Here is a 12417-nt window from a genome sequence, read left to right as displayed (position 1 = left end):
ACCGGCAACCCGTGCGTGCCGATTTGGAGTAGTCGAAAGCGCGCAGACAGGCGCTTTCGGAAGGCGTGCGAATACAGCCGCCGGAAAGCAGGAAAACGCTTGTTTTAAGGGGATTTAATACGGGTTAACGAGCGCGCAAGGTCTGCGAAGGAAGCTCGCCGAAATGGCTTTTGTAATCGCTCGCGAAGTGGCCAAGGTTCGAAAATCCCCAGCGCATGGCGGCTTCGCGTACCGGAACTTCCTGTTGCGATGTCGCGATGAGAAGCCGCCGAACCTGTGCAAGACGTACCGCGCGAAGATACGCGACAGGGTTCATCTGCGTGACGGACTGAAAGCTGTTCTGTATCGTGCGCCGGCTCACACGCAGCGCCACGCACAGATCCATCACGGAGACGGGCTGCTCAGGCCGCGACAGTACGAGCTCATGGCTGCGCTGAACGATCTCGGAGCGGCACGCGTGCGTGAGCCGATCCTCCCGATCCGGCACATGGAACATCAGAAGTTCCAGAATGCTCTCTGTGACGGTGTTGGCAAAGCGCCGTTCCGCATCGGGGCCCACATGTTCCAAGGGCCTCGCGAGCGCCGCTTCGACGGCCTCCACGATGCGCCGTCCCACCCGCGCGCCCGCTGCGGCCGGAATACTCAGGACTTGCTGGGCGTGCGCGTCGCGCGGGAAGTCGAAGCCTTGCACGTCGGCCAACGATTCGAGCAAATCCGTATCGACGGCGATGCCGAGCAGCGACATGTGCGGCGGTGTATGAAGCAGGAATTCCTCGGCGCCGTCGCTGAAGATGAGCGCGCTTTGATCGACCTTCACGCCCTGAAACGAGAACGGCGCACCACCGGAGAGCGCGAGGCCGAACGTGGCGCGGCCCGGCGGCAATTGTCCGCGCTGAACGACACGAACGTTCGCGGATTCCTGAAAAACCTGCACGCCGCCTGCTGAAACCTGCTTGACGGTGCTGCGAAAAACGCCCTCGCCGACCTGGTCGTAGCGTTGATCCCAGCCGGACAGCGCATGCGCGTGCCGGTCGGCATCCTCGAAAGTTTCGTAATTGACGTACATGCGTTCTCCAGCAATGCGCGTCGCGTCAGACGGCTTCTTCTTTAGCGCATCGACGCGACGAATCATTGAGTTTTTATATTTCGTAGCGTCAAGCTTGTAAATTTTGCTTTGTATTAGGGTTTGCGCGCAATACCAATAATGCACGATTGCAAAATGTGCGTGAGCGTGTATAGGCAAGTTCAACGCCTGTTGATGGACGCAATTCTGCGACCACGCGTTAGAGAAGGCAAATCAACCAATAAGCGAGCGAATATCCACCGCACTGATAAGCGCCCTGCATTTCGGCGAATTTGACGCCGATATCCGACAACTCGACACTGCCTCCCACGCCCCATACCGGAGACAAGGAATGAACCCGTCGAACGCAGTGAAGCCCGTGGGCAAGCGTTACGCCTACGAATGGTACGTCGTGTTGATCTGCATGCTGGCTTATGTGTTCTCGTTCATCGACCGGCAGGTCCTCGCGCTGATGATCGAGCCCATCAAGCGCGATCTCAATCTCACCGATACGCAATTCAGCCTGCTTCACGGCTTCGCGTTCTCGCTCTTCTATGCGGTGATGGGCATGCCGCTCGCGTATCTCGCCGACCGCTTCGCGCGTCCGCGCATCATCGCGGGCGGCATCGCGCTGTGGAGCATTGCGACCGCCGCGTGCGGCACGAGCCAGAGCTTCGCGCAGATGTTCGTCGCACGCATGAGCGTGGGCGTGGGCGAGGCAGCGCTCTCGCCGGGAACGTACTCGATGCTCGCGGACCTCTTTCCGAAATCGAAGCTCGGACGCGCGGTGGGCATCTACTCGCTCGGCTCATTCATCGGCGGCGGCATTGCGTTTCTGGTCGGCGGTTATGTGATCGCGTTGCTGAAGCACGCGAGCGCGTTCACGCTGCCCGTGCTCGGCGAAGTGCGCGCGTGGCAGATCACGTTCTTCATCGTCGGCTTGCCTGGGCTGCTGATTGCGCTCGTCTTCAGGCTGACCGTACGCGACCCGGCACGCAAAGGCCTCGCGCAAGATGGCGCAGGGCAGGTGAAGCGCGTCTCGATGACCGATTCACTGCGCTTCATCGGCGCGCATCGCAAGACGTTCTCTTGCCATTACCTGGGCTTCTCCTTCTATGCGATGGCGCTCTACTGCCTCATGAGCTGGACGCCCGCGTTCTATATGCGCCGCTTCGGCCTCACACCGGTCGAAGCGGGCTACACGCTCGGCACGGTGATGCTCGTCGCGAACACGGCGGGCGTGTTCTGCGGCGGCTGGTTGAGCGACTGGCTGCTGCGCCGCGGCCACGCCGATGCCCCGATGCGCGCAGCCTGCATCGGCGCTGCCTGCATGTTCCTGCCCGCCATCGCGTTCGCGCAGACCACGAGCCTTGGTGCTTCGCTTGCATGGCTCGTCGCGGCGATGTTCTTCGCATCGTTCCCGCTGCCCACATCGGCCACGGCAATGCAGATGCTCGCGCCCAACCAGATCCGCGCGCAGGTCTCGGCGTTGTTCCTGCTCGTCTCGAACCTGATCGGTCTCGGTCTTGGCACGACCCTCGTCGCGCTTATCACCGACAAGCTGTTTGGCTCGCCGCTCGCCGTCGGCCATTCGATGACCGCCGTGAACGCAGTTTCGACCTTGCTCGCCGCCCTGCTGCTCTTCTTCGGATGCAGGCAGTTCAGTGCGAGTCTAGAGCGCGAAGCGCTTCATGCGCGCGTGAGCGCCGATAGCGTCGAAGCACCGCAAGCGTCTCTGCCGAACGCCCCGCAAACCGCGCAATAAATCCACCGCGCTGATATGTCCCACGATTTTTAATCGATTTCCCTTATCCGTACGACGACGCTAACCTCAGCGCATCGTCCTTTAGCAACGCACTGGAAAGCATCATGCAAGCTCAAACGCTCAGAGTTCGGGTGGACGCCTTGCGCGAGGAAGCGCACGGCGTCCGGTCATTCAGCATCTCGCGCCTCGACGGCCTGCCGTTCGAGCGCTACGAGCCGGGTGCGCATATCGACGTCACGAGTCCGGCGGGCATCACGCGTCAATACTCGTTGTGCGGCGACCCCGAGTGCCGCGACTCGCAAATCTTCGCGGTCAAGAAGGAAGCAGAGTCGCGCGGCGGATCGCGCTGGCTGCATGACGAAGTGAACGTCGGCAGCGAACTTTCGATCGGCGCGCCACGCAATCTGTTCCGGCTGGAAGAAAACGCAAGCGAGCACATTTTGATCGGCGCGGGCATCGGCATCACGCCGCTGCTTTCGATGGCGTATCGGCTGGTCGCAAGAAACGCGCGCTTCACGCTGCACCACTTCGCGCGCGGCGAGAGTCATGCGGCCTTCATGACGCTGCTCACGCAAGCACCGTTCGACCGCCACGTGAGGCTGCACTTCGGCGTGCAGCGCGAGGACCTGTCAGCGGCACTCGATGCCTGCCTGCGCGAAGCAAGCACCGGCGCGCACGTCTACACGTGCGGTCCGGCGCCGTTCATGGATCGCGTGGTCGAACGCGCGGAGAAGCGCTTGTCCGCCGATGCCATTCATCTTGAGCGCTTCAAAGCGGAGCCTGTCACCGCCGCCGATGCCCCGCTCGAAAGCTTCGACGTCAAGCTCGCGAGCAGCGGAAAAACCGTTCGCGTCGATGCAAAGACTTCGATCGTGGATGCGCTCGCCTCCATCGGCATCGAAGTCGATACATCCTGCGGCGAAGGTGTATGCGGCACGTGCATGGTCGATGTGGTCAGCGGCGAACCCGAGCATCGCGATCATTGTCTGAGCAAAGCCGAACGCGCGAGCAACAGCGTGATCTGCTGCTGCGTTTCGCGTTCGCGCTCTCCCGTGCTCGTGCTCGACCTCTGACGAGCCTTAGGGCTCACATCTTTTCGAAGCTTGCGAGGATGTCGGTCATGAGACCGCGCATCCACGCGATGCCTTCGTCTTCATGAAAGTGCTCGTGCCAGTGCATCGTCACGGCGGCTTTCGGCAGCGCTACCGGTAGCGCATAGATGTGAAACGTGTCGCCGCGATTGAGGATATGCGCGAGCCTTTCCGGCAGCGTGGCAAACAGATCCGTCACGGCCAGCACACCCGGTACCGCGACGAAATGCGGCAACGCGAGCGATATGTTGCGGCCGACGCTCTGCGCGCGCAGTGCATCGTCGAGCGCATGATGACTGTGTTCGATCGAGCGCACCTGTAGGTGCGACGCGGCGAGAAACTGATCGAGGCTAAGCGTGTTGCCAGCAGGCAAGCCCTTGCGTTTGCGCGTCATGCACACATACGCCTCTTCAAATAGCAGAGCATGACGCGTGCGCGGCAACAGCGAGGGCAGATTGCCGATGGCGAAGTCGAGCCGGCTGGAACGCAGCGCCTCTTCGATTTCCTCCACGGGCAACGGCTCGACGACGAGCTTCACGCGCGGCGCGGCGTCGTGCAGCGCCGCGCATATCGCGGGCAAATACGCCATCTCACCCGCATCCGAAAGTGAAAGACGAAACGTGCGCGTGCTCGTCGTTGCGTCGAAACGCTCTGCGTAACGCAACGCTTCGCGCACGGTATCGAGTGCGCGCCCGACGATTTCCGCGAGTTCCAATGCAACCGGCGTCGGCTGCATACCGGAGCGCGTGCGGATGAAGAGCGGATCGTCGAACAAGGTGCGCAAGCGTCCCAGCGAATAGCTGACCGCCGGCTGCGACAACGCCAGGCGCTCACCCGCTTTCGTGAGACTGCGCTCTTCCACGATGGCCTGAAAAACGCGCAACAGATTGAGATCGACGTGGTCGATGGATGTCATGGCGAACTCTTCGAGATATCGGCCGGGCTTATTCACTACCCGTTTTTTAATCGATTTGACGCATGATCTTCGCAAAGCGAGACTGATGTCAACGAGAGGATGTGCTGAACATGTCGTCCTCGTGTTGCGCCGATCAACCTACCCCCAAATCGAAGATGAGTACGCCCACTTACCAAACCATCGATACGAGCGCGCTCGGCAGGCGCGCAGAGGCCGACCGCATCGCGCCCTCGCTCTACTACGACCGCGATCTGTTCGAAGCCGAACTCGACCGCATCTTCTACAAGACGTGGATCTGGGTCGCGCACGAAAGCGAATTGCCGAAGCCCGGCGACTTCGTGACGACGACCATCGGCCGCCAGCCGGTGATCGTCGTGCGCGACAAGACCGGCGCGGTGAACGTGCTGCAAAACCGCTGCCGCCATCGTGGCGCGACTGTCTGCGAAGAGCACAAGGGCAACGCCAAGGGCTTCACGTGTCCCTACCATAGCTGGTCTTACGCGCTCGACGGCACGCTGCGCGCGCTGCCCTATGGCGACGGCTACGAAGGCGTCTGCGAGAAAGGCGATCTGCCGCTCAAGAAGCTGCGCGTCGGCGTCTATCAAGGCTTGATCTTCGCGAGCTTCAACGAAACGATCGAACCGCTCGAAGATTTTCTCGGCGGCGCGAAGCCGTGGATCGATCTCTTCATGAAACAAGGCGCGGGCTATCCGATCAAGGCCAACGGTGAGCACAAGTTCAAGTTCAAGGGCAACTGGAAGATTCAACTGGAGAACACGACGGACCTGTATCACTTTCCCGTTGTGCACAAGTCGTGGATGAAATCCATCGACGATGAAACCGCCGCCGCCATCACGAGCTTCATGACGAGCGAAGACGCGTTCTGCCGCTCGCTCGGCAACGGCCATAGCCTCGCGGTGCTCGTGCCCGAGATCGTCGATCTGGACAAGGACGACGGCGCGCCGCTGCCCGAGCGCTTCAACGAGCTCGCCGCACAACTCTCGGAGAAGCACACGCCGGAAGAAGTGCGCCGCATCGTGCGCTCGCTGATGGGCGTCGGCTTCAACCTGAACCTCTTTCCGAATCTCGCGCTTTCGATGGCGTTCTTCCGCGTGCTGCGTCCGATCTCGGCGGAAGAGACCGAGATTCGCCACGTGGCACTTGCAATGGACGGCGGCCCGGAGGAAGCGAATCGCGTGCGTCTTCGCATTCACGAACACTTCCAGGGCCCGTTCGGCTTCGGCAGCCCCGACGATGCGGAAGCCTGGGAGCGCGTGCAGCGCGGCTCACACGCGGGCCCCGACGTACCGATTCTCGTGAACCGAGGACTCAATCGCGAAACGACCGCTCCGAACGGAGAGAAGACCGCGCACGCCACCGACGAAACGGGCATGCGCGAAGCCTACAAGCAATGGCGCGCAATGATGGAGCAGGCATGATGGACGATCGCAACGCACTTTTTTCTCACCAGACCTTCACGCGCGCCATCGAGTTCATCTGGCGCGAGGCCGAACTGCTCGATCGCCGCGACTATCGGGCGTGGCTCGATTTGTGGGAACCGTCGGGCTTCTATGTCGTACCGATCGACCCGGACACGACCGATTTCGCGGCTTCGCTGAACTACGCTTACGACGATCACGACATGCGCGAAAAGCGCGTCCAGCGCATGACGTCGGGATATTCGGCGTCCGCATCGGACGCGGCTCGCACTGTACGGACGGTGTCGCGCTTCACGCTCTCGAGCGACAGCGCGGACCTCGTCGAAGTGAAGTCGTCGCAGATCATCATCGCTTACAAGCGCGGCGTGTCGACCATCTTCGCCGCCGATCTCACGCACAAGATCAGCATGGCGAGCGGCGAGCCGCGTCTCGTCGAGAAGGTCATTCGTCTGATCGATTCGACCGAAGCGCTGAGTGCGATCGGCTTCCTGCTTTAATGGATTCGCGGGCGTGGAAACAGCGGCAACGCGAAGCAGCATTCGAGTCCGTCCGTTTCCGCACGCCGCGCCCAGATGCGCCCGTCATGACGCGAAACGATGTTCTTGCACAACGACAAGCCGATACCGTTGCCGCCTGCCTTCGACGAGGAGAAACCATCGAACAGGCGTTCGAGCGCATCGGCGGGAACGCCGGGGCCGTTGTCGATCACGTGCAGTTCCGCTGTATCGCCGTTGATCGACGTAGCCAGTGTGACCCCGCCCGCAGTCGCACCCGACAAGGCCTCCAGTGCGTTGAAGGCGAGGTTCAATATCACCTGCCCGATCAGGACGCGTTCGCAACGTATCGGCAACGGCTCGGGGCATTGATCGATCTTGACGAGCACCCCTTCGTCGCGCGCGCGCAGTTCGATGAAGTACGCAACATCCGCGAGCACGTCGCGCAAGTCCGCTTGCGTTTCGACAGGATCGCGCTTCACGATGAACTCGCGCACGCTCTTGATGATGTGCGCCGCATGCTCCGCCTGCCGATCCGCGGCGCGCAGGCCCCAGATGGCGCTTTCGACCGCGTTCGGCTGGTTCAGGCGCTGGATCGCGCCTTCGATGAAATTGCGCACGGCCGCGAGCGGCTGGCTCAACTCGTGCGCGATGGCCGTCGACATCTCACCCATCGCGTTGTAGCGGCCCGCGTATTCGAGCATGCGCGCCTCGACGCGGCGCGCTTCTTCCATCGCGTGTTCGTCGCTGATATCGCGGAAGTGTACGAGCACGCCATTCAGCTCGTCGTCGATCTCGACGCGCCTGCATGTGATGCGCAGCCAGCGCTCGACGCCATCGCGACGCACGATGCGATAGCGCTCTGCCGATGTCGATTGCCTGCTCGTCGCGCTGCTCAACTGGGCAACGAGGCGATCGCGATCAGTTGGGGTGCAGTAGTTGAGCACCGTGCCGAGCGGGGCGTCCGATGCGAGGCCGAGCACGCGGCGCCCCGACTCGCTGATATAGCCCACCTTGCCGCGCGGCGTAATGACGGCGACGCCCTCGCCGAGGTCCTGCATGTATTCGCGCAAACGCGTTTCGTAGCCGCGCAGCTTCTGACGCATCGCGTCTTCCGCGCTGATGTCGCGGAACTGCACCATGACGACCGCGCGCTCGCGAAGCGGCACGTACGTAGCTATTGCTTCCGACAGCATGTCGATGCCCGCGCGCGAGCGATAGCACCATTCGTACGACTGCGGCCCTTGCGCGACCGATCGATCCATCGCGCTCACGGCGATCTCGCGGCGGTACTTGAGGTCGTCGCGCGTCATGTCGTGTGCCTTGAGCGGCAGCAGCTCCTCGACCGTAAAGCCCAGCGCGACGCACGCCGCGCGATTGGCCCAGACAATGGCCTTCGTTTGCGCATCGTGCAGCAGCACGCAATGCGTCAGCGCATCGAGCAACAGGCGGAAATCTTCTTGAGCGGGAAATTCCATGATTCGACGGAAAGCAAGCGTGAGTGCGTTGCCTAACCATAGCATCGGCTCGCGTGTCGCGCCCCTAAAGATTTCTTTAGACCACCGGGAGGCTTCACTGATCATCGCGCACGCCTTCCCAATTGTCTTCATATTTTTGCGTTTCTAGACTGGCATCGCCATCCACCGATCAAAGCCATTCGAACAAAACAGGAGACGTCCCATGTCCGCTACCGCCCTCGTACGCAAAGACGAATGCACTCTTCAAACCGACGCGCTCACGCTCGACGACGTCATCGCGGAAATCGCGGAGCGCCGTGAAGAATTCGAGCGCCTGTCGCACGTTCCGCGCGATGTCATCGCCAGGCTCAAGCGCGTGGGCATCTATCGCGCCGCCACGCCGAAGCGCTTCGGCGGTGATGCGCGCGCCCCCGGCGAGTTCCTCGCGATGATTGAACGCATCGCAACCGCCGACGGTTCCGCCGCGTGGGTGGCGAGCTTTGGGTCGGCGAATCTCTATCTCGCGGCATTGCCGGTCGCGACGCAAGCTGCCATCTACGCCGACGGCCCCGATCAGGTGTTCGCGGGTGGACTCTTTCCCGTGCAGAATGCCGCGCCCGAGACCGGCGGATATCGCGTGAACGGCACGTGGAAGTTCGCGAGCGGCTGCAAGGGCGCGGACTGGCTCGGCGTGGGCATTGGCACCGGCAAGCCTGGTGAAGCGCCGGGCAAGCCGCGTACGGCCGTGTTCAGGCCGAGCCAGGTGGAGATCGTGGAGAACTGGAACGTGGTCGGCATGCAGGGCACGGGCAGTCACGATCTGCGCGTGACGAATCAGTTCGTAGCGGAAGACTGGACCTTCGTGCGCGGCGGCGCATCCACGATCGACGAACCGCTCTATCGCTATCCGACCATCGCTTACGCGGCGCAAGTGCTTGCCGTGGTGAACCTCGGACTCGCGCGCGCCGCGCTCGATGTCGCGAACAACATGGCAGGCGGGCGCAAGACAACCACCGGCGCGCCGCAACTCGCGGACCGCGCGTACTACCGCATCGAACTCGCGAAGGCCGAAGCGCAACTGCGCTCCGCACGCGCGTTCTTCTACGAATCGACCGACAGCGTCTGGCAATCGATTCTCGCGGGCAACGACGTGACTCCGGAGCAAGTGAGCCTGTTGCGCCTGTCGGCCACGCAGATCGCGCACGAAGGCGCGGACGTGGTGAATCGCGCCTATCGCCTGGGTGGCACGATGGCGATCTATCGCACGCACCCGCTGCAACGCCTGATGCGCGACGCGATGGTCGTCACGCAGCATGCCTTCCTCGGCGAAGGCAATTACGACGGAGCGGGCGCCGTGTTTGTCGGCGTGCCGCCGATTCCCGGCTATCTCTGATTCAATCTTTAACGCTTGAAACAAGGAGTTTTCTTCATGAACGACAATCGATCCCTGCCCTTGCGCGTGCTGTTCTGCTGCGGCGTCACGCAGAACTTCTTCGACTTGCCGCGCGAGCATATCGGCGAAGTGTGGCAGGCGTACGGCAAGATGCTGAGCGCCATCGAAGCGATGGAAAACGTGCGCGTGCTCGGCGTGATGGACGACGACCGGCTCGTCGTCGGCCAGTCGGACGGTGCGCCGTGGACCTTCTACATCATGGCCGACGTCGCTGATTTCGATACGGCGGTCGCCGTATGCAATCTGTATCGCACGACGCCCGTCGGCGAGTACAACCTGTGGCGCTACGGCAAGATCGAAGCGCGCGTAGGCCGCGCGTTGGCTGTCCCGCCGGCTGCGACGTCATGAACCCGTCGACCATCGAAGCGTTGCAGGCTCGCCTCGATGCGCTCGAAGCGCAGAACGCGGTGCGCGCGACCATTGCGCGCTATATGGCGCTATGCGACGTACCCGTGCATGCGCTCGCTGGTGAAACGCTTGCGGAGCTCTTCGCTGAAGATGCAGTGTGGGAAGGCATCGGTCCGCAATACGCTTCCAAGTTCGGCCGATTGACCGGGCCTGCGCAAATCGTCGGGATGTTGCAGCGATATCTCCCGCCCACGCCGCATTTCGCCACCAACGTGCACTTCCTCACGTCCGAGCATATCGAGGTCGAGGGAAGCATCGCAAAGGGCCGCTGGATCATGTTGCAAGCCTCGGGCTATGTCGATGAAAAGGCCGAGTTGATCGCGGCGCGCCTGCAAATCGATTTCGCGCGTGCATCGCGTGGCATCTGGCTGATCCAGCACTTCCGCACAGAGCGTCTTTTCGATGCGCCGTGGCAAATCAACCCGCGACAAGGAAACACCGCATGAGCGCTTTTATCAGCGAATTCGATCTGCGCACGCGTGCGCGCGAGGATGCGCCAACTATCGCCATCAAGGACAGTATCGACATCGCGGGCTATCCGACGACAGCCGCATGCCGCGCGCTCGCGGACCAACCCGCCGCTGCCGAGCATGCCGAAGTCGTTCAGCGACTGCTCGATGCAGGCTGGCGAATCAACGGCAAGACCAACATGCATGAACTCGCGTTCGGCATGACGGGGATCAACGACTTCACCGGTACGCCGCGAAATCCGCAGGACATGTCGCGTATTCCGGGTGGATCGTCGAGCGGTTCTGCATCGGCGGTCGGCTTCGGTCTCGCTGATGCCGCGCTCGGCACCGACACAGGCGGCTCCGTGCGCGGCCCGGCCGCGTGCTGTGGCGTGATCGGATTCAAGCCGACGTTCGGACGCGTGTCGCGCGTCGGCGTCGCACCGAAGGAGACGACGCTCGATTGCGTTGGCCCGTTCTCGCGCGAGATGCATGTACTGATCGACGTGATGACGGCCATCGATCCCACGTTCGATACTCGTGCTGCGCGCGCGGATGCGTCGAAGGCGCGCGTGGGTATCGTCGCAGTGCAAGCTGATGCGGATATTTTGAGGGCGGTCGAATCGGCTGTGCATCGTGCTGGCTTCGCATCGCGCTCCGTCGAACTCGATGCGATGAACGACGCTTTCGTCGCGGGTCTCGCTGTCATTAACGCGGAGACGTGGCGCGCGTTCGGCCATCTCGTCGATACGGGCAAGCTCGGCGCGGATCTCGTTGCGCGATTGCGCGCTGCGTCGAACACGTCAGCCGTCGACGTTGACGCCGCAGAACGTGTGAGACGCATGTTCACGGCGTCAGTGGATCGCGAGCTCGACGATGTGGATGTGCTCATATTGCCCACGCTCCCAACATTTCCCATCACGCTCGAAGCGGCGCGCGCAGGGACGTCGGTCATCGCCATGTCGTCGCTGATTCGGCCGTTCAATCTAAGCGGCCATCCGGCGTTGAGCATTCCGGTGCCGGTCGTTGGCACCTCGCTCAAGGCGGGCTTGCAGGTCGTAGGACGCAAGGGTGCGGACGAAAAAGTCTGCGCCGTCGCCGCCTGCCTAACGAAACTCAACATGCCCAAAGGAAATTATGTCGAATAGAGTCGTGCTCATCACAGGCGCAGCGCGCGGATTGGGCGCTGTCGTCGCCCGGCGCTTTCACGAAGCGGGGTACAAGGTCGCATTGGCCGATATCGCCATCGAAGCCGCGCAAGCACTGGCGCGCGAGTTGAGCAAGGACGAATCGAGCGCATGCGCGATCAAGCTCGACGTTGCATCGAAAGCGGACTTCGAAGCGGCACGCGATGCGCTGCTCGAACGCTGGGGCGCCATCGATGCACTCATCAACAACGCGGGCGCATCGAAAGTCGTCCCGGCGATGGAGATCACCGCCGAGCAATTCGATCAGGTCATCGATATCAACTTGCGCAGCGTCCTTTTCGGCTGCCAGGTGTTCGGCCAGCACTTCGCGAATCGCGGCGCGGGGCGCATCGTGAACATCGCGTCGCTCGCGGGACAGAATGGCGGCTCGGCGACCGGCGCGCACTACGCGGCCGCGAAAGGCGGCGCGATTACGCTTACGAAAGTCTTCGCGCGCGATCTCGCGGCGCATGGCGTGACCGTCAACGCGATTTCGCCGGGACCGCTCGATCTGCCTATCGTCCACGAAAGCGTACCCGCGGAGAAGCTCGAAAAAGTGATCGCGGGCATTCCAGTGGGCAAGCTGGGTTCGGCCGCGTACATTGCGGACGTCGCGGTGCTGTTAGCCTCAGCGGATGCGTACTTTGCCAACGGCGCGTGCTGGGACGTGAACGGCGGCCTCTACATGCGTTGAG

At 62.3% G+C, this 12417-nt stretch carries 12 protein-coding genes; 9 read left to right on the top strand and 3 right to left on the bottom strand.

What is annotated here, in order from left to right; translation table 11 throughout:
- Window positions 1–124: 124 nt before the first annotated feature.
- Complete coding sequence (locus AWB65_RS23855) at window positions 125–1066, bottom strand: helix-turn-helix domain-containing protein (protein WP_087669507.1); 942 nt, start codon at window positions 1064–1066, stop codon at window positions 125–127.
- 349 nt (window positions 1067–1415) lie between these two features.
- On the opposite strand from AWB65_RS23855, the gene AWB65_RS23850 reads away from it, so the two are divergent.
- Entirely contained in the window at window positions 1416–2828 is a 1413-nt protein-coding gene (locus AWB65_RS23850) for a spinster family MFS transporter (protein ID WP_087669491.1), read from the top strand.
- A gap of 104 nt (window positions 2829–2932) precedes the next feature.
- The gene (locus AWB65_RS23845; RefSeq protein ID WP_087669490.1) at window positions 2933–3901 is read left to right on the top strand and encodes a PDR/VanB family oxidoreductase; all 969 of its coding nucleotides are present in this window, start codon (window positions 2933–2935) and stop codon (window positions 3899–3901) included.
- A 13-nt stretch (window positions 3902–3914) separates the two neighbouring features.
- On the opposite strand, the gene AWB65_RS23840 is transcribed toward AWB65_RS23845, so the two are convergent.
- Window positions 3915–4835, bottom strand: coding sequence for a LysR family transcriptional regulator (locus AWB65_RS23840; RefSeq protein WP_087669506.1), 921 nt, complete (start codon window positions 4833–4835; stop codon window positions 3915–3917).
- 155 nt (window positions 4836–4990) lie between these two features.
- On the opposite strand from AWB65_RS23840, the gene AWB65_RS23835 reads away from it, so the two are divergent.
- Both AWB65_RS23835 and AWB65_RS23830 read left to right on the top strand, forming a co-directional pair.
- Window positions 4991–6274, top strand: coding sequence for an aromatic ring-hydroxylating oxygenase subunit alpha (locus tag AWB65_RS23835; protein WP_087669489.1), 1284 nt, complete (start codon window positions 4991–4993; stop codon window positions 6272–6274).
- Complete coding sequence (locus tag AWB65_RS23830) at window positions 6271–6771, top strand: aromatic-ring-hydroxylating dioxygenase subunit beta (RefSeq protein ID WP_087669488.1); 501 nt, start codon at window positions 6271–6273, stop codon at window positions 6769–6771. Before AWB65_RS23835 ends, AWB65_RS23830 begins: the two co-directional genes overlap by 4 nt.
- Here the strand turns inward: AWB65_RS23830 and AWB65_RS23825 are convergent.
- Window positions 6768–8246: a PAS domain-containing sensor histidine kinase gene (locus AWB65_RS23825; protein WP_087669487.1), complete on the bottom strand. Its 1479-nt coding sequence runs from the start codon at window positions 8244–8246 to the stop codon at window positions 6768–6770. The genes AWB65_RS23830 and AWB65_RS23825 overlap by 4 nt on opposite strands.
- Before the next feature lie 202 nt (window positions 8247–8448).
- Here AWB65_RS23825 and AWB65_RS23820 point away from each other — a divergent pair, with 202 nt between their 5' ends.
- Genes AWB65_RS23820 through AWB65_RS23800 form a run of 5 tightly spaced genes read left to right on the top strand, consistent with a single transcriptional unit; the run spans window position 8449 to window position 12416 of the window.
- Window positions 8449–9618 carry an acyl-CoA dehydrogenase family protein gene (locus AWB65_RS23820; protein WP_087669486.1) on the top strand — a complete coding sequence of 390 codons (1170 nt, stop codon included), beginning with the start codon at window positions 8449–8451 and terminating at the stop codon, window positions 9616–9618.
- A 36-nt stretch (window positions 9619–9654) separates the two neighbouring features.
- Window positions 9655–10026: a hypothetical protein gene (locus AWB65_RS23815; RefSeq protein WP_087669485.1), complete on the top strand. Its 372-nt coding sequence runs from the start codon at window positions 9655–9657 to the stop codon at window positions 10024–10026.
- Window positions 10023–10532: a nuclear transport factor 2 family protein gene (locus AWB65_RS23810; RefSeq protein WP_087669484.1), complete on the top strand. Its 510-nt coding sequence runs from the start codon at window positions 10023–10025 to the stop codon at window positions 10530–10532. The genes AWB65_RS23815 and AWB65_RS23810 overlap by 4 nt, the downstream gene beginning before the upstream one ends.
- Window positions 10529–11683: an amidase gene (locus AWB65_RS23805; protein WP_087669483.1), complete on the top strand. Its 1155-nt coding sequence runs from the start codon at window positions 10529–10531 to the stop codon at window positions 11681–11683. The genes AWB65_RS23810 and AWB65_RS23805 overlap by 4 nt, the downstream gene beginning before the upstream one ends.
- Window positions 11673–12416, top strand: coding sequence for an SDR family NAD(P)-dependent oxidoreductase (locus AWB65_RS23800; protein ID WP_087669482.1), 744 nt, complete (start codon window positions 11673–11675; stop codon window positions 12414–12416). Before AWB65_RS23805 ends, AWB65_RS23800 begins: the two co-directional genes overlap by 11 nt.
- Window position 12417: the final 1 nt, after the last annotated feature.

It is taken from the genome of Caballeronia humi (genome assembly GCF_001544475.1).
GTDB lineage: Bacteria > Pseudomonadota > Gammaproteobacteria > Burkholderiales > Burkholderiaceae > Caballeronia > Caballeronia humi.
This window is presented reverse-complemented; position numbering and strand designations above follow the sequence as displayed.